29 protein-coding genes and 1 other RNA gene are annotated in these 24642 nt (G+C 32.8%); 4 read left to right on the forward strand and 26 right to left on the reverse strand.

Features of this window, described 5'->3' with window-relative positions; genetic code table 11:
- Nucleotides 1-13: 13 nt before the first annotated feature.
- Together UH1x_RS13000 and UH1x_RS13005 are read right to left on the reverse strand one after the other, a co-directional pair.
- Complete coding sequence (locus UH1x_RS13000; RefSeq protein ID WP_482622108.1) at nt 14-373, reverse strand: DUF2493 domain-containing protein; 360 nt, start codon at nt 371-373, stop codon at nt 14-16.
- A 20-nt stretch (nt 374-393) separates the two neighbouring features.
- Nucleotides 394-636, reverse strand: a complete 243-nt coding sequence (locus UH1x_RS13005; protein ID WP_482622110.1) for a hypothetical protein — start codon at nt 634-636, stop codon at nt 394-396.
- Nucleotides 637-836: 200 nt separating this feature from the next.
- Between UH1x_RS13005 and UH1x_RS13010 the strand changes: the two genes are divergently transcribed.
- Nucleotides 837-1169: a hypothetical protein gene (locus tag UH1x_RS13010; RefSeq protein WP_482622111.1), complete on the forward strand. Its 333-nt coding sequence runs from the start codon at nt 837-839 to the stop codon at nt 1167-1169.
- Nucleotides 1170-1254: 85 nt separating this feature from the next.
- Here the strand turns inward: UH1x_RS13010 and UH1x_RS13015 are convergent, their stop codons facing one another.
- From UH1x_RS13015 to ssrA, 12 genes are all read right to left on the reverse strand, one after another.
- A complete protein-coding gene (locus UH1x_RS13015; protein ID WP_482622113.1) occupies nt 1255-2223 on the reverse strand; it encodes a hypothetical protein in 969 nt (322 codons plus the stop codon).
- Between the two features lie 468 nt (nt 2224-2691).
- Nucleotides 2692-2973 (reverse strand): hypothetical protein, encoded by a 282-nt coding sequence (locus UH1x_RS13020; protein ID WP_482622115.1) that lies wholly within the window; start codon nt 2971-2973, stop codon nt 2692-2694.
- A gap of 116 nt (nt 2974-3089) precedes the next feature.
- On the reverse strand, nt 3090-3314 hold the full coding sequence (locus UH1x_RS13025; protein WP_482622117.1) for a hypothetical protein: 225 nt from the start codon (nt 3312-3314) through the stop codon (nt 3090-3092).
- 34 nt (nt 3315-3348) lie between these two features.
- Nucleotides 3349-3933, reverse strand: coding sequence for a ParA family protein (locus UH1x_RS13030; protein ID WP_482622118.1), 585 nt, complete (start codon nt 3931-3933; stop codon nt 3349-3351).
- Between the two features lie 4 nt (nt 3934-3937).
- On the reverse strand, nt 3938-4387 hold the full coding sequence (locus UH1x_RS13035; protein ID WP_482622120.1) for a DUF6730 family protein: 450 nt from the start codon (nt 4385-4387) through the stop codon (nt 3938-3940).
- A gap of 2 nt (nt 4388-4389) precedes the next feature.
- Nucleotides 4390-5253 (reverse strand): relaxase/mobilization nuclease domain-containing protein, encoded by an 864-nt coding sequence (locus UH1x_RS13040; protein WP_482622122.1) that lies wholly within the window; start codon nt 5251-5253, stop codon nt 4390-4392.
- On the reverse strand, nt 5250-5555 hold the full coding sequence (gene mbpA, locus UH1x_RS13045; RefSeq protein WP_482622123.1) for a mobilization protein MbpA: 306 nt from the start codon (nt 5553-5555) through the stop codon (nt 5250-5252). The genes UH1x_RS13040 and mbpA overlap by 4 nt, the downstream gene beginning before the upstream one ends.
- 94 nt (nt 5556-5649) lie before the next feature.
- On the reverse strand, nt 5650-6666 hold the full coding sequence (locus tag UH1x_RS13050; RefSeq protein WP_482622125.1) for a DUF6371 domain-containing protein: 1017 nt from the start codon (nt 6664-6666) through the stop codon (nt 5650-5652).
- Between the two features lie 200 nt (nt 6667-6866).
- Nucleotides 6867-8216: a DUF3987 domain-containing protein gene (locus UH1x_RS13055; RefSeq protein WP_482622126.1), complete on the reverse strand. Its 1350-nt coding sequence runs from the start codon at nt 8214-8216 to the stop codon at nt 6867-6869.
- A 94-nt stretch (nt 8217-8310) separates the two neighbouring features.
- A complete protein-coding gene (locus UH1x_RS13060) occupies nt 8311-8601 on the reverse strand; it encodes a hypothetical protein (protein ID WP_210706541.1) in 291 nt (96 codons plus the stop codon).
- A gap of 68 nt (nt 8602-8669) precedes the next feature.
- Nucleotides 8670-9308, reverse strand: coding sequence for a hypothetical protein (locus UH1x_RS13065; RefSeq protein WP_482622127.1), 639 nt, complete (start codon nt 9306-9308; stop codon nt 8670-8672).
- Nucleotides 9309-9724: 416 nt separating this feature from the next.
- Nucleotides 9725-10124: a transfer-messenger RNA gene (gene ssrA, locus UH1x_RS13070) on the reverse strand.
- Between the two features lie 176 nt (nt 10125-10300).
- Here ssrA and UH1x_RS13075 point away from each other — a divergent pair.
- On the forward strand, nt 10301-11506 hold the full coding sequence (locus tag UH1x_RS13075) for an NAD(P)-dependent oxidoreductase (RefSeq protein WP_482622129.1): 1206 nt from the start codon (nt 10301-10303) through the stop codon (nt 11504-11506).
- Nucleotides 11507-11515: 9 nt separating this feature from the next.
- Here UH1x_RS13075 and UH1x_RS13080 read toward each other — a convergent pair whose 3' ends face one another.
- The 9 genes from UH1x_RS13080 to UH1x_RS13120 all read right to left on the reverse strand — a co-directional run bounded on the left by UH1x_RS13080 (nt 11516) and on the right by UH1x_RS13120 (nt 20766).
- Nucleotides 11516-11914, reverse strand: coding sequence for a ribosomal maturation YjgA family protein (locus UH1x_RS13080; protein WP_482622130.1), 399 nt, complete (start codon nt 11912-11914; stop codon nt 11516-11518).
- A gap of 304 nt (nt 11915-12218) precedes the next feature.
- Entirely contained in the window at nt 12219-13619 is a 1401-nt protein-coding gene (locus UH1x_RS13085) for a DUF4153 domain-containing protein (RefSeq protein WP_482622132.1), read from the reverse strand.
- 127 nt (nt 13620-13746) lie between these two features.
- Entirely contained in the window at nt 13747-14199 is a 453-nt protein-coding gene (locus tag UH1x_RS13090) for a Coq4 family protein (RefSeq protein ID WP_482622134.1), read from the reverse strand.
- 55 nt (nt 14200-14254) lie between these two features.
- Nucleotides 14255-14545, reverse strand: a complete 291-nt coding sequence (locus UH1x_RS13095; RefSeq protein ID WP_027064736.1) for a winged helix-turn-helix domain-containing protein — start codon at nt 14543-14545, stop codon at nt 14255-14257.
- Nucleotides 14546-14566: 21 nt separating this feature from the next.
- The gene (locus UH1x_RS13100) at nt 14567-15202 is read right to left on the reverse strand and encodes a hypothetical protein (protein WP_482622135.1); all 636 of its coding nucleotides are present in this window, start codon (nt 15200-15202) and stop codon (nt 14567-14569) included.
- A gap of 220 nt (nt 15203-15422) precedes the next feature.
- Nucleotides 15423-16985: a PepSY-associated TM helix domain-containing protein gene (locus UH1x_RS13105; RefSeq protein WP_482622137.1), complete on the reverse strand. Its 1563-nt coding sequence runs from the start codon at nt 16983-16985 to the stop codon at nt 15423-15425.
- Entirely contained in the window at nt 16985-17284 is a 300-nt protein-coding gene (locus tag UH1x_RS13110; RefSeq protein WP_482622139.1) for a hypothetical protein, read from the reverse strand. The genes UH1x_RS13105 and UH1x_RS13110 overlap by 1 nt, the downstream gene beginning before the upstream one ends.
- Nucleotides 17285-17627: 343 nt before the next feature.
- Nucleotides 17628-18347 (reverse strand): DUF4198 domain-containing protein, encoded by a 720-nt coding sequence (locus UH1x_RS13115; RefSeq protein WP_482622141.1) that lies wholly within the window; start codon nt 18345-18347, stop codon nt 17628-17630.
- Between the two features lie 85 nt (nt 18348-18432).
- Nucleotides 18433-20766 carry a TonB-dependent siderophore receptor gene (locus UH1x_RS13120; RefSeq protein WP_482622142.1) on the reverse strand — a complete coding sequence of 778 codons (2334 nt, stop codon included), beginning with the start codon at nt 20764-20766 and terminating at the stop codon, nt 18433-18435.
- 80 nt (nt 20767-20846) lie between these two features.
- On the opposite strand from UH1x_RS13120, the gene UH1x_RS13125 reads away from it, so the two are divergent.
- Nucleotides 20847-21830, forward strand: a complete 984-nt coding sequence (locus UH1x_RS13125; protein WP_051941715.1) for a helix-turn-helix domain-containing protein — start codon at nt 20847-20849, stop codon at nt 21828-21830.
- 20 nt (nt 21831-21850) lie between these two features.
- On the opposite strand, the gene UH1x_RS13130 is transcribed toward UH1x_RS13125, so the two are convergent.
- A complete protein-coding gene (locus UH1x_RS13130) occupies nt 21851-22753 on the reverse strand; it encodes a phospholipase A (protein ID WP_405410301.1) in 903 nt (300 codons plus the stop codon).
- Between the two features lie 88 nt (nt 22754-22841).
- Between UH1x_RS13130 and UH1x_RS13135 the strand changes: the two genes are divergently transcribed.
- Nucleotides 22842-23222: a DUF1801 domain-containing protein gene (locus UH1x_RS13135; protein ID WP_482622145.1), complete on the forward strand. Its 381-nt coding sequence runs from the start codon at nt 22842-22844 to the stop codon at nt 23220-23222.
- Nucleotides 23223-23252: 30 nt separating this feature from the next.
- Here UH1x_RS13135 and UH1x_RS13140 read toward each other — a convergent pair whose 3' ends face one another.
- Both UH1x_RS13140 and kdsA read right to left on the reverse strand, forming a co-directional pair.
- A complete protein-coding gene (locus UH1x_RS13140) occupies nt 23253-23723 on the reverse strand; it encodes a hypothetical protein (protein ID WP_482622146.1) in 471 nt (156 codons plus the stop codon).
- Nucleotides 23724-23760: 37 nt separating this feature from the next.
- Nucleotides 23761-24579, reverse strand: coding sequence for a 3-deoxy-8-phosphooctulonate synthase (kdsA, locus tag UH1x_RS13145; protein WP_482622148.1), 819 nt, complete (start codon nt 24577-24579; stop codon nt 23761-23763).
- Between the last annotated feature and the right edge of the window lie 63 nt (nt 24580-24642).

Raw genomic sequence — 24642 nt, forward strand, 5'->3', positions numbered from 1 at the left:
ATTGTTTTTTATATCATATTTTCACGACTTTAACCTCTATATTTTTCTTTTCAGCAAGCGATATCATAGACTTGGTACCTCTGCTTTTACCATCCCAAAAAGAAAGCAAGTGAGTAGCATATTCTGCCATTTGAGCGTTTCTTTTGGGACCCGCAGCTCTTCCATATTTTTTCCAATCTGCAGGAAAAATGATTAGATCTAAATCATTTTCTTTAGCGAATCGCTCACCCATTAAATCGACACCTTTTGCACCGCCAGATACTATTTGAATGGCTTTTTCATTTGCTATTTCAGAAAGAAACAACGAAGCTTGTTGATTCAATAATTCGTAATTATTGAAATCTCTACCGCCTGCTATTATAACTTTATACATATAAAAAATGATTAAGAATTTTATAATTTATTAATATCAATACTACCTGCGTACCTATCTAAAGTATCTCCTGTTTTAAAGTGACCCTTACCTACGATTTTATTTGTTTCAACATCCAGTTCAACTTCGACAAAAAAATCATAAAGAGCGTACAATGAGAATTTTTTTAGATATTCAATATGATGTGTAAGGAAAGTGCCGTTTTGCCAAAGACTGTTCCATTGTTCCTCTTCCGTTAACATCATATACTCATAAAGCCCCATATTTTGAAAATACAGCTTAAATTAGAAAAATGGAAATTTTTAATTCATATTTATATGGTCGTCAAACGTATAAAATATTTCTTCTTATATATACTGTGTATTAAACTAAAAAAGTTAACCACTGCATTGAAAGGGGTTAAGTTTTACAGAGGATTTTTGACTATGTAATTTATTTGGATTGAATTTTAAAATGTATACTCATGAAAAAGAGAAAAATGAAAAGAATACCAGGTGTTGACGAGCATCTACTTATTACATTTTCTCAGAAAGTTTTAAATGCCGACACTTTATATTCTAAGTCTGAACTGTATAGGCGATTACATCACCTATCAACAAAAAACAAAAATCCTGTACGGGATATTGTAAAACTATTAATTGATAAAAAAATAGTTAAAAAACATGTAAACGGAAATGAAATAAAATATAGCTTAATTTTAGAAATAGAAATGACTGAAATTAGAGAGTTGGAATTAAGAAGATTGGAAAAGTTTGCCGAAACATCTTGGTTTACAAAATATATTAAGGATAAATAATCTACTTTATAAATTAAGTTTGTAGGTATTTTGTTATTTCTATTAAATACTTGGAGTAAGCTTTTCTCCCTATCGACATCCTATTTTAAAAATCTCGATTTTCAGGATTATCCAAAAACCTATTCAGTAAATCTCTTATATGCTCCGGTTCTTTATGTATAGGTTTATTTTGAGCAACAATAATATCAGATGTTGGAGTTAATGTAAGCCAGGCATCATCATGATCTCTATCCCAGACCCCGTACAGGCATTTTGTTCCTTTTTCTAAATAAACATCTTCTTTAATAAAGAAGGTGCCGCTAAAACGTGGTGTGTGAATATTTCGGTAAGTTTTATTTTTTTCTAGTAAGAAGCTTAATCGAGACCAGGTATTAGCATTTGTAGGTTTAGTACCCAATGATTCCTGTTTAATTTCACGGACTAATAAATCTTTAAGTTCTTCAGGATAGGAAATCACAACATACTCATCTGCATAATTTTCTTCTATATGTATGATTTCTAGTAATTTAAGTTTGTAAAAATTTAAATAATTTTCGTTGTAATAAGATAAAGAAATTCTATTTGGACAGGTGTTAATAAAATGAATCATAAATCTTGCTTCATCTTCATGTATTCTTGTTTCTTTATATCTTTTAATTGCGGAATTGAATGCTGTTTGCTGTTGGTATTTAATTTCAGCCAACTCATTTTCTTTTCTGCGTATTTCTATTAATCTTTTGTTTTCCTCTTCCTCTTTTAATTTTCGTTTGTCAATGCATTCTTTGCATAAGGGTAAATTTTTAAGGATATTTTTAAAATGTGTTTGCGATGTAACTTCTTGTTTTATGATGTCATTACAAGAACCACAATTACACTCTAATTGCACATTAGAATAATCTTTAATGGTCAGAAACAAATCATGAAGACTAATATATTTCTCGTTGGCCAGTTGCTTAGGTTTGTTTATGAACTCCCCTTTTTTATAGCTCCAATATGAATTAATTAAACTAATTGTTTCATTATCTGGATTGTTCTTGATGATTACCGAGTAATTAATTTCTTGAGTATTGTCCATAAAAAAAGCGTGGAACTGAACCTGAAGGAACCAGAGGTATCGCCAGACACCCAGACCACCAAACAAGAACAGCCCACGCAGAACGTGGGCGTCTTGGCTTTGATATTGGTAGTCTTTAAAACTGGCGATTTTCTAGTCCCAAATCAAAAGCTAAACGCTTTTGTATTTTATAATTCTTTAATGTTCCTTATAAATTTTATTATTTATTTATTGTTCAAATGTACCTAAAAATAGCAGATTTTATATTTTCTTGTCAAAACGAAATCCCAAAGATTTCGCTACATTATAAATATAAACAGACCTTTCGATTTAAGCCTAAAGTCGGCATTACGTTTATGTTTTGTTGGACAAGTATTTTTTATTCATCGTTGGTTGCACATTGATAATAATAATGGTTTGCAAGGGTAAAATATAGTGAGACTAAAAAAACATAGATTAGTCTAAAGTTTTTTGCTTATGTCGTAATTTTTATTGAAAAAGATTTATTTTTTCAAGTATTAATGGTAATTCGAAGAGTATTGCAAGCGAATTATACAAAGAAATAACACCATAAATAAAAACCAGTACAACTAAGAAATCTGTACCACCTCTTTCCCAGTTATCCATTTTTTCATAAAACGATTCATCAATATTTGCATAATCGTCAATTGGGTCATTTTTATCGTATGGCTCAATATTTCTAATTTTAAAATACCATAAAAAACTAATTAAAAGACAAAAACAGCCCGTAAGAAAATAGTCAGAAAACATTTTAAATATTTAAACCAACACGGCAAAATTTTGATAATACTCAAGTTAGCTAAATTTATAATTGATTAATATAAGTAATTATTCTTCTAAATTGATTTATTTTATTTTTGACACTATCAATCAATATAATTAAGGATGCTTTCATTGATTATAGATTTTAAACTTCTATCCTGTTCTAGTGCCATTACTTTCAATTTTCTCAATAGAGCTTTATCAATATAAAATGAAAATTGCTTTTCATTTTTGTCATTAGGTATTTCAGGTACCACCTTTTGAATAGACTTGTCCGGTTTTGAAGCTCGTGCTTGGGCTATTAAATTATTGAGTTCTGTGTTTGACATGGATATAGATTTATATAATTATATATTTCATTATTTATATAAGTGATGTTAAGACCTCTTTCGTTAAACTATCAATTTGCCTTTGCGCATTTCTATCGGCTGTAACACCTTTAAGCAAAGGAGATCTAGTAAATGCTACCAAATCACTTATCATTGTTTGTGCTATTTTTATTTTATGTGAATCAAGGTTTTTCAAGATATCTTCGGTAATTGTTGTATTAGCTTTTATCATGTTCAAGATAATCATGGTTTTGCTCTCCTTCAACTCATCTTTAATCAAACTAATTGTGTTGTCAATAGCTAACAAATCTAAAATTCCGGCTTTTGTCGGTACTAATAGTAAATCTGCAATTTTGATAAGTTCTTTCAGCTTTGATGATAGGTAAGGGGGCGTATCAACGAAAATGAAATCCAAATGGTCATTGGTCGTTAAAATATTTTTATCTGTGGTTATTTCAAACGAATCAACAATTTTTGAAAGCTGTGATAGACTACCTTGAGCATCTATGTCAAGAATAGCAACTTTTGAATGTTCACTAAGATTCTGTGCAAGGTTGAAAGTTAAAGTACTTTTTCCTACTCCACCTTTTTGATGGGTAATTAAGATAATTTTTGCCATAATGTTATTTTAATTTGGTTCCCCATTTTTGATACATTTCTTTAGCTTCCGGATTACTCTCTATAAACTTGTTGAAGTGATTAATCACCTCTTTTTGACCTTTGATATAATATTCCTGATTTCTTTCTTCAACTTGATTTAATTGAAATATTGAGATACCGATGAAGAGAAAACAACTAAGAAGTATTGTGCCAAAAAGAATAAGTAGCCAATTAGGATAGTGATTTGATTTTGTAAGTTTCTTGGTGATTTTGCTTAATTCCTTATTTTGATTTTTAAGAATTAACTCTTGTTCTTTCAGTGGAGCGCTTATGGCGGATTGTATAGTGGTAATATCCGGCTTTATTTTAATCAGTTTTAATTGGACGGATAATTCCTCCATTCTTTGTAATTGGACTTTAAAGTCACTAATTTCTTCAACTAATAATTCTGCTAAATCGTCAATTTTTGCCATAGTTATATTCCTAATTCAATTCCCTTAGTTATTGTTTGTTCTATTGCCTTTTTTGCTAAACCGGTTATCATATTTGTACTCAACTCTAGGGTTTTTCCAGCAATGTTCACAACTTGATCTGAATGTTGAAGTATTTCTCCTTTACTATTGTTTGCAATTTCATTTGCAATCTTACCACCACTCATGGAGCGATGTACTTCACTACCTTTCAGGTTTACGCCCTTATACTCGAACCTAAATCCTTGAAGTGTACCTCCTTTGTTGATGCTCGGTATTACTTTCACTTTATTGTCAACCATTTTTTTGATATAGGCATCAAAAGTTTTAGGTCGCTCCTTCTTTAGAATTTGTACATGAATAGAGCGTATTCCGCTTCTTATCTTCTGTAAGGGTTTTAGTTTTTCTGCTTGTACTTGTTGAACTGTTTTTAAATTCATTTCAATAGCTACTTGTCTAGCGGCTTCATTACTCCGTTTACCTATGAAACTATCTGGATAAGCTTTTCCTTGAAAATTGATTCTATTAACATATAAGTGAATATGTGTATGTGCTTTATCCCTGTGAACAAAGGCAATTGCTTGTTGGTTGGTCAAATTCATGTTTTTCAGAAACTTTCTAGAAATAGCTCCAAGCTCCTTTTTAGAAAGATTTTTTCCATCTTCAATTGTGGGACTTAAAACAAAGCTTAATGTATTTCTATTGCAGTTCTCATTCATACTTTGAATTATTTCAAATTCTTTGGTAAGTTCTTGTGGAGTTTCTCCTGCTAAATATTCTTTTAATACCACAGATGCATCTTTTTCTTGATTCCAACCATACGCCATAGAGGCATTTGTATGTGATATGGATTTACCTTTCCCAATCATTTTTTGAATTTGTTTAGATGTTCTTTAAGCTCTTTAGATAGAGCGTATACTTCATCGCTTAATTGTGGGTTTCTTTTTCGAAACATATTACCTATCAAAGTGAAATTTCTGCTATAGGTTGAAATGGTTTTGAATGCTTCAATTTCCTCTTCGGTCAATCTTGCGGTTATCTCTTTATTGAATGCCGCCCTAAAACAAAATTCGCTCAAGGATAGCCCCGATTTTTTTGCTTTGATTTTCAAAAGTTTTTTCTCGTAAATAGTACATCTGAATTTGGTTATTACTCTCGCTTTTTTTCTCATTTGTTTCTATTTTATTTTGCGACCATCGGGAGAAAAATCAAGATTGTGGGCCCAGCACACACATCTTGAATTCTTACTCAAACTCTATAATTGATTACCTTATTAACTCTAGGTCAAATACTTCAATTAGATTCTGTAGTTGAATGTTTATTTTTAATAATTTATTGAGATTTTCAGATTTTGAATTCTTTATAATTATTCTTTCTTTATTGATTTGTAAAAAATAATCTGCAATATCATAACCCTTAATCTTTTGTTCCTCAGTAGCCTTAATTTCCAATAAATTTGAAGTACTGATATTGTAACCTTTCTTAGATAAATAATCTGATTTTTTCTTCCATTGGTTGTATGGTTTTTCGTTTAAATTTGATGCTCCTAAGTCTGGGTACAGAATAATTTTTCTATCTTTTATTAGCCTTAATTTCTTTTCGTTAAGACCATTCAAGCTTCCTGCTGCCAACCAAATGTATTTGTCAAAAAGGATGCTCATTATACAGGCAGTTTTTTCAGATTCAACTATTGCAATAGCATTACTATTTTCATTAACTAGGTGAAGTCCAAAAAAGCATTGACTTAAGTTGAACTCTCTTATTTTATTATTTTTGATTTGATAGGAATGTATCCAATTAATTATTTTGGAACGCTTACCATTTTTAGAATACACTATCATTTTACCACTACGTATATTTTTAGAATTGTCTATTTGCCAAAATATTGTTGCGTTGTTCCAAAATGTTGCGGTACCTACATTATATAATTTAATTACGTTTTCAACTTTATCCGTTGGGAATATTGATTTTAAATATTCAATGAAATTATTATTAGCATTAGATTTTAAACTTTGATTTAAATCCACCTTGTCGTGAAATGTTGTTTCCTTTTTTTCTTGTTTATAATTGCTAGTTAATAGAGGAGTATATGTAACGCATTCATTTTTGAAATACATTTTTGGACTAAAGTGATAACCGCAATTTATTTCTCTATCACATCTTCCGACTATTTCAGAAATCATTTTAGATTCTAATACATCTAGATAAACAACAAATCGTTTTTTGTTGCATTTTGGACATATGTGCTTACGGCTACTTCTATCTAATATATACCTGTACACTTCACTTATTTCATTTACTTCACAAAGCCCTGATATAGGGGATTTAGAGAATTAATTTGACTTCATTTTATTTTCACTTACTTCACTAACTATCATTTTGGATTTCACTTACTTCATTAATATTTCACAAATAAAATATTGTATTAATCTGTATTTCAATTAATTACTTCTGTTAGTGAAGTAAATGAAGTAAGTGAAGCCTATAGTACTTTTTTATAATTACCTCTGGAAACTCTTTTGAACAACTTTCGATCGTTTAGATAAGTTTTGAATTGTCTGTCACTAATCCTTGGTTTTCCATTTTTATCGATTTTACACGCAATTTTTATACCCTCAGCGGTTGTAAATTCTTTATCTAATTCTGCATAGATATTTCTTTGTAATTCAGTTAAAGATTCTAGGTAATTTGATGCATCAGTTAAAACCCTGACTCTAAGAGCATTTATTTTGTAGTATTCGAATAATTTTATTCCGGCTTTAATAGCGTTTAATTCTATTTGGATTCTATCACCTTCTTTACAAGCATGGCATAAGAGTTGAATTATCAAAGAGAAGCGTAAGACATATTGTTGTAATTTAATTTCTATACTTCTTTCGTAATCAAACAAAAAATCTTCTGGTCTATCGTTTTGCCAGTTGAATAAATACTCTTTGGCATTTTGTTCAATAGGAAGTACTTCTTTTTTGTTATCTAAATCCAATAGGGAAGTAATTATGTTCCTATAATTATCAAGTAATCTTTTATCTACCTTGTTTATATTCCATTTTATAGTTTTTGGTTTGGTAGGATAGACAAATAGGAGGCGATCCATAAATCCGTTTGAATTCCGACCTTCTCTTGCGAATTCTTTTAATACACTTATTTGTGTGCTTCCAATAACCCCTATAAATGGTTCATCAATTCTCATGCTCTTACCAGATGCACGGTCCAATGAAATTGGTGTGCCGCTCCACATGCTTAAATAGGTTTCTGCTTCTCCAGAATTATTATATCTATTAAAATTTTTCAGCCACCCATTTAGCTCATCAACATAGATACATACCCCATTTGGATTATTTTGAAGAATATAGAGAAGAGCTTCTGGTGTAAAATCACTTATTAGAATTTTTTTTAAAAGTGGTTTTTTAACATTGTTATTGTTTTCTTTTGGGGTATTGTCTTTCTCAAAATCATCTAATAATTCTTTATACTCTGTATAATATTCGCTATCTCTTTTATGAATTGGATTAAAACAAAATTTAAGTGCATGACTTTTGGAGTCACCGGGTCTACCTACGATTACCATAAATAAATTGCATTTTTCATTCCATTCTTCCTTTACGGATAATCTGTATTTTAGACCTATAGCTGTTGAAGCTGCCGATAATATTCCGGATCCTAAATAATCTATAGAGAATTGAAATTTATTATTTGCTTCAAGTATAATTTCTTGAATAGCCTTTGGGAAAATATCAAAAGGAAAAATATTCTCACCTTCTTCTGTATTTTTGAGGAAGTCCATTTCTAAATCAGCTAAACTGACACTTCCTAATATTTCATTTGTGGTCATAGTGTACTTAATAAAATCGTATATTTGACCTATACGATTGGAGGTTAAGGCTTCAATTGTAATAAAATATTAAAGCATAAAATGTTAGAGCATTTTATGCTTTTCTTTTATATCGGAACTCTTTCAATGTTTGGTCTTCATTGAAAATTTGATAATGTTGAATCAACTTTTTCTTTGGACCAAAGTCTTCAACCTTTATCCAGCCATATTTGATGTAATTATCTATAGATTGTACAGAGCTTCTGCATAAATCAGCAGCTTCTTGTCTTGTGTAGTATTTTAAAGAGTAATCTTCTTTAGGAGCGTTCTTTATTTCAAGAACTAATTCTGTAAGTTTTGTTAACTTGTTGTGAATGCTTAAAAAGGGGTCCGTGTACGTGCTCATGTATATAGAATGTTATTATTAGATATTTCAAAAATCTAATTTTACTACTAAAACATTCTCTACATTTTCTACATTTTCGGATTGTTTTTGTAGTGTACTAGTAATTCCTTATAAAATTTAGAGTTTCTAAAATGTTCTACTCCGGTATCATTAATATACTTCTGTTTAAATTTAGGATAATTGAAACGCTTTAACCTTTCATTATTATTGAAAATAATTTGATTGAATGGTTTATAGAACATTTGCGGAGTAGTATCAATGAAGTCCCTATTTGTACAAACTTCATAAAGGAAAAAGGAAAGGATTGCAAAACAAATATTTTCTTGACTAAGATTTTTATTCTGATTTGGTCCAATATTAATATTTAAATTTTCAAATTGATTAATATCTTTATTGAAGTGTTTGAAGTTTTGTAACTGTTCGAGAAATTTTTCTAGCAATTCAAGATTCTGTATTTTTAACAAACCTTTCTTATAAGAATTTCTTGTTTTAGACGTTTCCTTTCTAAAATTAGCTGAAGTTATTTTATTTTTCTTTTGAGATATTCTGTTAGCTTCGGAAAATTCAGAATTTATATTTAAGTATTGTTGTTTTCTAGTTGTTTTTTCCGTTTTTGGATGGATAGTTTTATGACCGAAATTTGAATTTCCAATTTTACATATATTCAACCAAAGTAAAACCATAGAGGTGAGTATTATAACAATCATTAAAGTACTTAAAATGTTATGACTTTCGATGTTAAAGCTAAATATTGACCTATAAATATATAAGGGACTTAACAAGAATATAAATGCAAACAATAACTTGATACCGTTATTACGTATTAAACTTATAATTTCAATATAATTTACAGAATGAAATTTATATGGGTTTTTAATAAATGGTTCAACTATGAATTTTGAAAGTCTAACGGAAAATATATAGGAATGTGTAATTGTTAGAAATAAGAGTAAATAGATTAAAACAGATAGATAGTTCATTATTTTAATATTAATTAGTGCTAATAAGCTAAAAATACTAAATTACCATCGTTGTAAGAAACACAACATATCAAAACAGATTGTCAACGATTCTGTCAACGCAAAATAAAAAACCCCGTAAACAAAGGGTTTACAGGGTTTATTAGTGGAGCCGGAGGGATTCGAACCCTCGTCCAAACAAGCAATTAAAATGCTTTCTACATGCTTAGAATCTGATTAATTTTCGATGTGCACCTGACCAGAAACCGCCCAATACACACTTATCTTCTTAAGATTTTGGTGGTGTCGCCAAAGCGAGCGGACACCCTTATGTTGACTTTTCTGGTGCTCCTATAAGAATCGCCATCAACAAGGGCTATTCAGGAACATCTCGCTTCCCTACCTTGTAGGGACGAGGCTAATCTTACTATAATTCAGATTAAGCGGCAAGAGCGTAATTATTTTCGCCAATTAAAAGTGTGAAAAATGAGATTAACGAGCTGTTTCCCAGCGCTCGACATGCTTACATTCCAACTGGTCTCGCTGTCAAAACCGGTCGGCCCCAATATGTAAAAGAACTTTTTATTCTAAATAATAGCTACATCAAATCAATCAACTTTAACTATTAAATAGCGGGCAGCAAAGCTAACAAAACTTTACGATCCCATATAATTTTTATTTTGACCTAAGCCAAGTGTTTCTAATTGCATAATTTAGTGCAATATTTATACCAAACCCATATGAAGTTCGGAATCATAAGAGAACGCAAGAATCCGCCAGATAAGCGTGTAGTATTATCGCCAAAAGCATGTCAAAAAGTCTTAAGTACATATACTAAGGCTGAAATTATTGTAGAACCTTCTTCAATTAGGGCTTATGCAGATGCGGATTATCAAGATTTAGGTATCACGGTTGCAGACAAAATGAATGATTGTGAGGTGCTTTTAGGAGTCAAGGAAGTGCCTATTGATGCGTTAATTCCTAATAAAAAATACTTCTTCTTTTCGCACACCATTAAAAAACAACCTTATAACAGAGACTTGCTTCGTGCTATTTTAGAGAAGAATATAGAAATGTACGATCATGAGGTTATTACCAATAAACAAGAACAACGCGTTGTTGCTTTTGGTAGATATGCGGGTATTGTTGGGGCGTATAACGGATTTCGTGCATACGGACTCAAATACGATGCTTTTCAATTGCCAAAGGCAAATGATTTGCCAGACCAACAAGCTTTAATTGAAGAACTTAAAAAACTAAAATTACCTAATATAAAGGTGCTTCTTACTGGCAGGGGCAGAGTCGGTAATGGTTCTAGAGAGATGTTAGATGGTATGGGTATGCGTAGGGTAAATGTTACCGAGTATTTAGAAAATACTTTTAATGAACCGGTATATTGTCAAATAGATGCTGGTGAATACAATAAACGAAAAGACGGAGTTCGTGGCAATAAAGCCAATTTCTTCGCTCACCCGGAAGAGTATAAATCGAACTTTTTTAGATTTGCCAAGGTGACCGATTTCTATATAGCCGGTCATTTTTATGGTCAAGGTGCTCCTTATTTATTCACTAGGGAAGATGCTAAACATGAAGATTTCAATATAAAGGTTGTTGCCGATATCAGTTGTGATATTGATGGACCCGTTGCTTCTACTATTAAACCTTCTACTATTGCTGATCCTATTTATGGTTATAACCCGGTAACGGAGACCGAGACAGATTTTAAAAATGCTGACGCAATTGCGGTCATGGCGGTAGATAATTTACCGTGCGAATTACCTAGAGATGCCAGTGAAGGTTTTGGTGAAGCTTTTATAAAAAATGTGATTCCTGCTTTTTTCAACGACGATAAAGATGGCGTTCTCGAAAGAGCAAGAATGACCAAAAATGGGAAGCTGACAGAACGTTATGCATATCTACAGGATTATGTAGATGGTAAAGAATAAATAGAGGTCTCACTTTAATTTATAGGTTGTTTTAGTAAAAATCGTTTTTTTGATTTCTAAACTTGTTACAGTTAGTATACCTAGGGTGTATGCCAATAAATCTTGAATGCTAAAATAGTTTCCGAAAATTAAATTTGCCCATTTAGAATGCTCCAACCCAAAGTAGCTTAACATATTGGTGAGTTGTAAAAATTCGATGACAAAAGCAATTAATAAGGTGACAATGCCAATGGCAATATCACTTGCCTTTATGAAGGCTTTGAAAAAGAAAAATAAGAGAATGACTACAAGGTAGTCTCCAAACGTATGTCGAATAAATCCGGATTTAAAAAAAATGGCAATTAAGAATTCGATTCCTAATAGTGCAAGAAAATATATGAAATAGATACGGTTGAATTTGAATTTCATCTGTTTAAATATTATGCGTTTGTTAAAGAGATATAAAGTATACTTACTGGGTAATTCATAATCAGTAAAATAAGCGTCATGGTATGCTCTTGTATAGCCTTAGAATACCTAAGTACATTTACCAAAATTATAATCAATGCTATACAGGTAACGATGATATAGCTCAGATATAGCATAATGCCAACAATGACAGTGAACTCTGTTTTTGTTATTAAGGCAATACACAGCAGTAAAGTTGAGAGAAGAAAATACAATGAAACTACTCTCACAATTCTACGGTTCCATTTATGTTTAAATAAGGCTATCATTTTAAGTTATGTTGAACAAGCTGAACTAATGTATATTCTTGCCACGTTTTTTCTGATTGTTGTGTAATATAATCTTCGTATTTATCTTTAATACTGATATTTAAATCATAGTCTACACTCTTCTCTTTAGCATATTTGTATAGCTGAATACTATTAGTATCTCCCAAATCCAAGAGATAATGAATATCAGGATTTTCAAGTGAACTTAAATTGAAATACGTAATTGTTCTATCCCATGGCACCGCAGCACTTAGCACTAAGAAAGCAAATACAGTTGCAATGTTTGTACGCACTAAATAAATAAAGCTTTTTACTTCCGCCACTTTAATATAAGCTGTAATTAAGCCGGTAAGGGTAAGTAGTAGATATACGAATACACCAATACGCTTGTAGGTAAGACCCAGGGCTTCAACATAGGTGAAGTTCTTGTATGTTGTAAAAACTATTAATATAATGTTTAGCGAGACCCATGCGTATGTAAGTGTTTTTATTTGTGTATTCTCTTTATAGAAGTTGAGGTTTCCTCTAAAGAAATATAGAATTAGTATAATGGCTAGTACTATAGAGAACATTAACGCATACACCCCTTGGTGAACAGATGCCGAATATTGTGCATTAGAAATTTCGGTTTTTTGGAATAGGTAAATTCCATCAGTTACTAAAAAGAATACCAGTAATAAATTAAGGGCGAAAAATATAAAAGAGCCTAAGGTATGCTCACTTTCCAATTGCTTTTTTTTCCCAATGATATCTATTTCGGAGGGAGTCTTCAATTCGTTTTTTTGAGATGCATCCACCGCAATTATTTCTTGTGCATCTAATGGGCGCAAAATGTTAAGAAATATAATGTACCCAAGAAATGTAAAGAATACCCAAGGGATACTTATAAAATCAAAATTGATTTGATTTACAAGGTTCTCAAAAACAGGATTAGCATTTTTGTACAGCGCAGCAAACAAAATGAGTAATGCCCCTGCGAAAAAACTACCTTTTAAACGATTAAATAATTTTGGTGACGTCTCCTTTTTTATATCCTTTTCGTTGACTGAATTTTGTCTTTGAATGAAATTCGAAATACTTGCTATTAGTATGTTCATGAAGCCTAATAGCCATGCGAGGTATAAAGATGTTTGGTTAGAAATAGATTTACCTACATAGACCATTAATGCCATAAAATGAACAAATATGGTAAACCCTGTAGGATTGATCAATACAAAAATCGATGTAAGAATATAAGTGAGGGCATAAACCCATGAAACGTTACGTGTGCCTTTAAGTGTGGAAACAAGTACCACTACCAATATGGAAATTAAAAATAAATTTAGTCCAAAGCTTTTACTGTAGAATAGTAAGCTAAAGGCTAATGCAGATAAGAGTGATTTTATATGAACGTTCATAATATGATGTATTTAAAAGGTTATTAATGATTTAAATTTTTCGATTATTAATAAGAGATAGTAACCAAGAATCAGGTGTACTGTCTTACGGGTTTTTGAGTTTTTAGATAGTTTTAGTATTATGATTTTAATGAATTAAAAAAGTGGACTTTATCCGTTGGATGGGTTGGTTTAGCAGCTTTTGAAAATCTAATTGATGAAAGGGTAATGCAGATTTACCGCACGTGTATTTCGATAAGAAGTACCTCCAATACTCCGGATACAGCATAGAGCCAATACATATGACCGTAAATAAGTAAAGACTTCTTTTCCCATTTCCCATTAAATAAAACTGCATGCTTATTTCTTCAGGAACCGTAATTCCGGTTCCGGTGAGTACATGAAATACATCATGACTCTCTAGTTTTTCTTGTAACTGAAAGCTGTTGGCAACAAGAAATTTGCCCATATGATAGCCTAATGAGTCGCTTGGATATTCTTTTAATTCTTCAGCATTAAATTGCCAAGCTTCATTCTTTTTGAAGTATTGATAGGGTACCACACTCCAATTATATAATTTTTCTAATATGGTTGCTCTCATTTTTTGTTATTTTAAAAGTACTTTGAATTTCAAAGTAAATTGATAAAAAAATATACTACTTACCTATTAGTTTTTCTAAAGCATTAATATGCTTCTTAAACTGCGCTTTACCAAGTGGGGTTGCAGAGTAGCGAGTATTAGGTTTTCTACCTATAAACTGCTTTTCCACTTTTATGTATTCCTCTTTTTCAAGCGCTTTGGTATGACTGGCTAAATTGCCATCTGTAGCACCTAAAAGCTCTTTTAGCATTTTAAAATCAGCATAATCGTTCACCATTAGAATAGACATAATTCCCAGTCTTATTCGGTGGTCAAAAGCTTTGTTTATGTTGTCAATTAAACTCATATATCAATAGCTAGGCTAATCTTAATTTCTGTCGTACTTATAATACATTAATGCCCCATACAAAATGTGGCAAACGCCAAACCCTAAAGCCCAAAAATACAATCCATATCCTATAAATTGCGTACTAACTAGTCCTATTCCTATAAAAACCAAACCCATATATCTAACATCACCCATAGTGTACTTGCTTGCGTTAACACAAGCCAAACCATAAAATATAAGCGTTGCCGGAGCAACTAGACCGGCAATACCTTGTTGCATAAGTACCAAGCAGAAAAGTCCGCCTACTACTAACGGAATAGCAAAATTGAATACTAGTCGCTTACTGGTGCTGTCCCAAATTTTTTCTCCACTTTTTTTAGACTTTTTCAAGGTCATAATAAAACCGGTAATAACAGCTGCCACCAAAACTGCAATAGCAATTAGCGTTAGGTCGCTAACAGTATCTGAACCCCAAAGTGATGAAGACCTACCGGAAAAGTTTTCATAATTAGCTGCTGAAGTATTTTTCAGCTTAACATAAGCAAATCCTGCCCCAATTAATGCATATATACCCGCGAGTACTCCTGAGAGTCCGCTTAATGAAATAAATCGTGAAGAACGATTCATTATATTCTTGATTTCGGTAATATCGTTTAGATACTTATTTGTCTCCATTTTAAAGTACTTTGAAATACAAAGTTAATTTAAAATTTTGATTCTGTCCTAATTTTGACAAGGAAAAATGAATTTACTATGTCGTGACTTGTTTCAATTTTAAGATAAAACCTTATTAAACTATTGAGGTAGAAGAGGAATAATAGTAATGTGCTATGTTATTCTAAATACATAGTGTTTACTACAGAATATCGCCATTTAAAAGATAATAATCCGTCTGCTAATTTTTGGATTTTTTATTCTTTTCATTCACATTTAATTTACCGACAATTAGTAGCCCTACAATACTGAGTACAATCCAAAATGCATCGATGAAAAGTACTTGATCATACCCTTTTGCGTAGCTTACCCAGATCCAATTACCCGTACAGAAACCATTTGCCATTGGTATAGTTAAACCTATTAAACTACCGGAAAGCAAGGTGTATTTGTTGGTCAAATAATTGTCCTTTTTAATAATGAAGAAGATGGTAATCAATAACCAACCAATAAAGTAAAATTTATACAATAAGCTCATCCCCGCAGGGTTAATTACTTGTACCAAAACAAATGAAAGCGCGGTTATTGGGTAAAGGCTTAAGCATATGGCTAAATAATAACGTACTACTGCCTCGTTGAATTTCTTTTTCTTGGGCGGTACGTTCTTTTTGTTACGTGCAGTTAACCAAATGAGTACTCCGCTTAGTATAACAAAGCATCCTATTAAACCAAGTATAAATGATATAATGCGTAATCCGTATCCACCATAATCACCTAAATGAAGCCTATAGAATATACCTTTAACGGTATCTAAATACGATGTTTTTTTAGTTGGGTCTTTAACACTGTGAATGCTATTGTCGGCAGCATTGAATATAGTGTAGCCGTATCCATTAATTTTATCTTTATAGTCTAAATTTCCGCTTACCGATACATGCATACCTGTATCTCCATAATTGAAAATATGAACCTCATTTACTTTAAACCCTTTCCAGTTTTCTTTCACCTGTTGTACCAATGCGTTAATGCTAACCGGACTTTTTAAAGGAGTGTTTTGGAACTCAAATTCTGGATGCGTATATTCCAGATCTTCATATAGCTTGTTATCATCACCATCATATAATGCCAGTGCTGTTGGGGCGATTAAAAGCACTTTTAGCATAAAGAACGTACCGGTTACAGCATAAATAAATTGAAAGGGAAAACCGATAACCCCTAAAGCTGTATGCGCATCTGTCCATACCGTTTTCAATTTTGTCATTGGTCTGAATACATAGAAATTAGAAATAATTTTATCCCAATGAACTACGATACCTGTTATTAAGGCGAAGAGGAAAAAGAAAGCAACGAATCCTGATAAATAATACCCGAAAGGGTGAGGTAGTTGTGCAAAAAAATGTAGTCTGTATAAAAATTCACCTAATGAATATGAGCTTACATAGTCTGTTGTAGTTTTGTCTTTGGTATTCAGATAGTAAAAAGAACGAGCAGCTTTTTCTTTCGAAAGCAGGGTGTCTTTAGATGCGCCTAAATTCACTCCGATGTTCTGCTCGTTGTAATAATGTTTTAATTCAATATCTCTACCGTAAAGGCTTTTTTCGTTAGACATTTCTTGAAATGTCTCATCAAAATTTAGCTGTATTTCTTCTGCTATTTCAACAGTGTGCCCTCGTTCCCAATTTGCGATTTCATCTCTAAAGAATGCAAATGAACCGGTAAAGAAAATTACATAAAGGGCAACACTAATAACAATGCCGCTAACCGTATGTAAATGAAATAAAATATTGTACGTTCTTTTATTCATTATACAAGTGGATTTAATGCTTTACCATAAAATATTACTATTGCCAAAATGATGGATATAAGTATATAGATACCCCAAATTTTCCATCCGCTTTTAGCTAAAAACGCCATAATCATTAACCCTACCCAAAGTATCAACGAACTATAGGTACTTGTAATAATTACGTTCACATGGTCAAACCAACTTGCAATTGCCAAATGGAATAGTATAGATACTATAAAGCCACCTATAATTGCGGCGGTAATTTTTGAAAAGCGTGGCCAAAAAGACGGATTCAGATATTTTGTATTAGCGGGCATATTAAAAAAGTAAAAATTCCATTAGGAATATGAGTACAAAGGTTGGGCTTAGTGTTTTATAGGTAATTAGATGCAAAGGCTGTAATACTATAATGAGGCTTGCAATGGTCATTAAAGTGACCAAAAAAGTAAAAATACCTGAACCCCAACCAAATTGGTGTATGGTTAGGGAGCAGGCTAGAAGTAGCAAGACATAAACTAAAGAATTTGCTACTTTACTATGTTGTTGACACCAGTTTTCGATGTGTAAGTGTATAGCGACTTTTTGCCTCTTGGTAGTCGCATAACACATATAAAAACCGGTAAAGGTTAATAATAGAATTATTGTAAACATCTGTTACATTTAATTGTTAATGCAATACGTAGCACAGTGCCAAACAAATTCATAGTCCTTGCCATTGTAAGTGCCTGGTACTCGTTCTTCATATATAGTTTCCATAGTATATTTGGTGTTCCATGGTAATGAGAAACTTACTTCACCATTTTTATCGGTTTCAAGAGTCTTGCTCCATAGGTCAGAGACATAAATCTTAAACTCGTTTTTTGCGAGGGGTTTTCCTTTAAATAATACTTGCAGTTTAATTTCATCATCTTCGTTTGCCAATTCTTTAATGACTATACCATCTTCATTTAAGGTTTTGGTATCGCTAATTTTATTACCTACCTGAACTTTTGCGGTAGATTGGTAGTGAGTCTTGAAAATTCCGAAATCCCACTCCGTATAATCCAGAACTTCAATGTTGTCATTGTTTAAAGCAACTGTATATGTTCCATTGGTTTTTGGGGTAAAGTGAGCTACATAAAAGTTTTCTTTTGGAGAGGTCTTTAAAGCTGATTTTGTACCATCTGGATGAATAAGCCACAAATTGAACTTTGAAACAGAGGGGTAATTTTCTCCTTTGACTTTTTCAATGACCCCATGTGTATATTCGCCAAAATAGACCCTAACTTCTTGTTCTTTTTCTAATTTTCCTGTACGGTCTGTTTCAAGCCATAGGTAATGGGCGAACATTGGCGATACGGTGAATACCAATAAGGCGAGTGTAATGATTATTCTTTTCATAATTTTTTATTTTAAGGTTACACCCTCAGTAAAACTGAGGGATAACCAATTTGAACTAACTCAACAAAAATTGTTTATAATGCCTTTAGAAATTATAGGTTACTGTTACCCTACCGTTGATACCCGGTTCAGACTGCCAGTATAGGTAAGCGGCATAATTTGATCCGGAATACAGGTATTCATCTAACAGGTTATTAACATTAAGTTGCACTCTCAATTTATCATTGCTCCAAGATAAAGCTCCGTCTAGTCTAAAGTAATCTGGTAATTGAGACTCATTGTCTGCACCCCAAGACCATGTAGATCGGTCTATTTGGTATTGGTAACCCAATGACCCACCAAAACCGTGTAATTTAGAGGTGTCAGCGAATTTATAATTTAACCATCCGTTGGTAATGTGTTTGGCATGACCAGCTACACGTAGACCAATATTTTCTGGGTCGGTATCATCTGTAATTTCTACGTTCGTATTGGCGTAGTTCAGAATCACATTTAACTCTGGTGTAACCTCACCTTGCAAATCAAACTCGATACCTTTTGACTGTATTTCACCTAACTGAATAGAGAAATTAGGATTCTCTGGATCCGTCACCAATACGTTTTGTTTGGTAATCTGGTAGGCGCCCAAAGATGTTCTTAACCTACCATTGAAGAAACTCTTTTTTAAACCCCCTTCAATATCATTTGCGTCTACAGGGTCAAAAGCTTCACCGGTGAAACTAACACCACTTTGCCCAATGAATGAACGATCGTAAAGTCCGTAAGCGGTTAAGGTTGGTAGTATATCTACACTAAGACCAATACGTGGGGTAACTTTTGAATCTGTTTCGTCTTTACCTCTAGTGAACAGGTGAGTGTATCGACCTGCAAGTGTTAAGCGGGCTCTGTCATTGAAAAATCCGATTTCATCTTGTAGGTATACAGAACGGTTAATGCTGCCATAATTGTAAATATCGTCGCGGTATTGTACAGGAACCGACTTGTTAAAAACAGGCAGTTCGGTATTGCCGTAAACGGGGTTGTAAATATTAAAGGGTTGTTCGGTATCGGTAATGGCAAATTGATTAAAATCTGCCCAGTATTCTTTTTGGCTGTAATCAAACCCTCCAAGTAGCTTGTGGGTGATACCACCGGTATTGAATGCTCCGGAAATGTAACTTTGAAAATATTTTCCAACAGATAGTGCATCCCAATTACTAATATACCTTACAGCATCTCCATTTTCTTCTAAGGACCATACCCAAGTAGAATTTCCTACTTGATTATAGCGTAAAGAACCGAACTTTGACTCCCAGCTCCAGTCTTTGTTAAAATCATGTTTTATAGTACCAAAGAAAGTGACTTCTTGAATGTCGGATGCTGGGTAGTTATTATCGGTAAATTTAAAGTCCCTGTCCAAACTACCATAACCATCGTCGTTAGGAGCAAAAACATAAGCGGCACCCATATAGCTTTCTGCCTGCTGTACATTTAATTCTGCTGTTACAGATGTTTTCTGAGATAATTTATAAGTTAGGGCAGGAGCAAAGCCATAGCGTTCTGCATCTTCATTTCCTCTGTGGCTGTCAGATGTTTGGTACATGGCATTGAAACGGTACAATAATTTTCCGTTTTCGGTCGCTTTGCCTCCAAGGTCCAATTTAGCACGGTAATTGTCAAAACTACCCGCCATAAAAGAAACTTGACGTATGGTTTTTTCAGTTGGTTTTTTGGTTACCACATTATAGAATCCGCCAGGTTCACCGGCAGACATCATAAAACCTGCAGGTCCTTTTACAAATTCTATTTGGTCTACAAAAGCCATATCTTCAGATAATGGCCCCCATGAATCTTGCACGTTAAAACCATTTCTAAAGGCAGGTAATCTAAAACCTCTCATATTTACCCTAGCAAAATTACCCCAATGTTCTAGCATCGTTACACCAGACACATTTCTGATTACCCCGTCCATGATACTGGTAGCTTGTTGGTCTTGAAGAAGCTCGCTACTTATGATCTGTATGTTTTGTGGAAGTTTGGCAACCTCTGTTTTAAGCCGTAATGATGAAGAGGGTGTTTTAACGGCATATTTATTATGATGCCCTTTAACAACAACTTCGTTCAATTGTTCGCTTTTTTCTGGTAATGAAACCGTACGTATTTCGGTTATTCTATTCGCAACTACATTCGCTTCAATTTGTTTAGTGTCATGACCCATAATCGAGAATGTTAGGGTATATGAACCGACGGCAAGATTTGTGATTTCAAATTTACCCTTGGCATTGGTAGTGGTGCCTAAACTGGTATGAGATATAGTGATATTTACATTTGGTAATGGTTTTTTATTTTGATCTACTACCAACCCAGACAGGCTTCCAGACTGCGCATACGTACTCATTGAGCAGATTAGTAAGAGTAGTATAGTATAAAGATTCTTCATGTATTGTTTGTTATTTTTAATTAGTCTAAATAAATTTGATGCGAATTTATAACCAAGTCTTGGATAAGAAATGACGTAAAATGGTAAAAAAAAGACGCAATTTTACAGATGTACAGATTGTTGACTTATCTGAGTCGAAAGACAATTTGTACAGTGAAATTGCAGATTGTACCGAGGTAAATAAAGATGATGATATTGACCACAAGGTGTATCGCATAAAGGAACGTTATGGTCAGGGTACTATAGATGAAATTCAATTTGAGGATGTCATCATATCAACATTATTTTTAAGGTTGAAAGCAGATATAGTCTTAAAGCAAAAACTAACGGTAGACTTTGTGCAACTTACTTTTTTGATCGAAGGGGAGCGTATAGTATCCGTTGCCAATTGTGAGGATATTTTTCTTGCGAACGGTGATTCCTATATGGCGAATATTAAGTCGTTTCACGGTACATCTAAGATTACAGGTAATAAAACCTATAAAGAAATTAAAGTAAGGTTGTCTGCCGCATTTTTGTCTAAGCACGGATTTTTTAATGATCTTAAATTGAAGGAGCTTATAGATGATAATTTGGTTGTACCCATTACCAATGAGATGATGGCAATTTTAGAATCGTTTGAAAAATTAAATTTTGAAGGCACAGCTAGACTTATTTTTTTAAAGGCAAAGGTTTTTGAAATGTTGGCTATTCAAGTAACGAACTATAAAAAAGAGCATCATAAAAATACGCCCCAAAATAAACCTAGTATAAAGAAGCTACTGTGCATACAAAAACTAATTAATGAAAATTTAGGAATCAATTATTCAGTTGCTAATCTGGCTAAAGAAGTTGGCATGAATAAAACGGTATTGAATAGGGAGTTTTTAAGGGTATTTGGTCTTACGGTTCATGAATATAGTATTGATAAAAAAATAGAAAAAGCAAAGTATCTATTGTTAAATACAGATATGCCCATTTACGAAATAGCTGAGCTGATCGGCTATAAGAATGCCACTCATTTTTCTGCCGCATTCAAGCGTCAAGAAGGCACTTCACCTAAAAAATTTAAAACTAGCGTTTAATTACTGGTAATACTCGTGTGTTAGTTTATCAATGAAACACCTATACCCAATGTAGTTTGCCTATGGTTATAGTCTATTAGAGTTTCGCCGTAACCATCAAAGAACTGTACATGACCATTAAAGTTTTCAAAAATTGGAAAAGACCAGTTTAATTGTAAACTACCACGGCTTTTGTCTCCTAGGTTTAAAGAGTGTCGGGCAATAGCTCTAAAGCGCTGCCTGCCCCAGTCATAGGTGATGTCGGCTTCGCCACGGCCTATGTAATCAGATATCTTTTCGTTGTCATCAATCTTACTTCCTATACGTATCCATGGTTTTAGCATTACCTGCCAATTGCCTTTTTCAAATCCTGCATGAAAAGCAATACGATTCCAACTTCTAGAAATAGGGTCTGACTGTCCGTTAGATTCATGTATGACTGCGGCTCCAATCATTTTAGCGTCGAAACCTAGTATTTTAAATTGAATGGGGAAGTTGGCAATAATTTCAGGCTGATAATTTAATTCGCGAAAAGGTCTTGAGCGCTCTGTATTATAAATTTGCCAATAGGCGGTCTGTGAATAGCCCATCCATAAATCCATTTTACCATCAAACATACCATGAAAGATTTTTGTTTTTAGGCTAATCTGAAATTTTGACTCTACAGCATTTAAGCTGTTAGGCTCATCTAAAACTTTATCTGAATTTTCTGCTTGTGGAAATTCATTTGGGTTGGTAGAATATTTTGCTGCAGTAATGTAAATAGGTTTATAAGAAGTAAGGATAAATGTACCGCGTTGGTGCTCATCATCTAGCTCCCATAATTCACTTAAGCTTTTACTATTGTTGAAATACCAATTGTGATCATGATCTTCTTGTGAAAAACATTGAGAACCGATACTTATTATAAAAGCAAATATTAAAATTGTTGTTTTATGTAACATCAATAAATTTTAGAGATGGTAAAATTATATATTTGGATGCGTATTAGTAAATGTATTCGTATTTTAAGTTAATACAATCGATTTAATTATGAAACCAGCTGAGAATTATATTTTCAATCAACCAGAACCTTATAAAAGTATTTTAATGCATTTGCAAATGATGATTGAAACAACTTTGCCAGAGGTTGAACTGAAATTTAAATGGAATATACCTTGTTTTTACGTTGGGAAATCGCCCATTTGTTATTTAAATGCATCGCACAAAAAGCAGTTTGTTGACATTGCTTTTTGGAACTCGGCACACTTAACAAAACATTTGAACGTACTAATTGCTGAAAATAGAAAAGTAGTACGTTCCTTGCGTTATACTACCCTTGAAGATATTGATAACGATATTTTAATTGATGTATTAAAAGATGCTTACTCCGTTCGTAAAAATGGGTTTTACAAGCAGAAAGATTTACTTTGATAGTAAGTAACTGTATTAAGTGCGATTTGTTTAATTTAACTTCTTTAGTTTTTGAAGTCTGTTATTTAAATCTGTTGATAATTCTAACTGTAATTCTGAAGTCGGGATAAAAACAGTATCGAGTTTTCCTTCTTTATTTTGGATTATTTTTTTGGAATATTCTATTTCAAAATTCATTTGAGAATGCTGCGGGTTTTTGCTGGAAAATTCAACCTTATAAATTTTCCCTACCGATATACCATCTAGCCAACTTCCAATGGAACTTCCAAAATATTCTATTCCGTTATATTCAAATTTATACTTATAGCTATTTTTACTTGCTTTTTTATAAACAGAGGTTGAATTATATATTTCACCGTAAGATTCCGTGAAGTTTTGTTCAATATCTTTCTCTTCACTAATATTCTTTAAAAGGGCCCATAAGGCAATAGGGATTAGGGCTATCCAATAATAATCCCTAATTACTTGTACAGTTTTTTCGAACGTCCCAAACCAATTCAAACTAGATTAAATTTATGATAATACATATAATTACTATCTAAAACTCATTAACAACTGCTCTCAACGCCACTAAGTCTGTCAATAGTTTTTTCATTAATCCTAAATCCAGCATGTTGGCTCCATCACTTTTTGCATTGGCACAATCAAAATGGGTTTCTATAAAGAGTCCGTCAACACCTGCTGCAACACCTGCGCGTGCCATAGTACCGATCATAGCTGGTCTACCACCTGTTACACCAGAAGTTTGATTAGGCTGTTGTAACGAATGCGTTACATCTAAAACCACAGGTGCATATTGTTTCATAGTGGGTACACCTCTAAAATCTACAATCATATCTTGGTAACCGAACATGGTACCACGATCAGTAATAATAGCTTGCTCATTACCAGTTTCGGTAACTTTATTTACGGCATGCTTCATACTCTCAGGACTCATAAATTGTCCTTTTTTGATGTTGACTGTTTTTCCTGTTTGTGCGGCAGCAACAACTAAATCTGTTTGGCGTGCTAAGAATGCAGGTATCTGTAATACGTCTACATACTCTGCAGCCATGGCAGCATCTTGTTCTGTATGTATATCTGTTACTGTGGGTACTTTAAAAGTTTCAGAAACTTTTCTTAGAATTTTTAATGCCTTTTCATCTCCAATACCTGTAAATGAATCTAACCTACTACGATTTGCCTTCTTGAAACTTCCTTTAAATACATAAGGTATTTTAAGCTCATCAGTAATAGTAATAATATGTTCTGCAATGCGCATCGCCATATCTTCACCTTCAATGGCACATGGTCCTGAAAGTAGAAAGAAGTTATTACTGTCCGTATGTTTTATTTGGGGTATTAGGGATAGGTTCATTCGTCGAATATTTTTAAACAAAGATACTATTTTAAGAAGCTTACTGTTCTATTAAGATAAGAT

Source organism: Maribacter sp. UH1, from assembly GCF_056839145.1.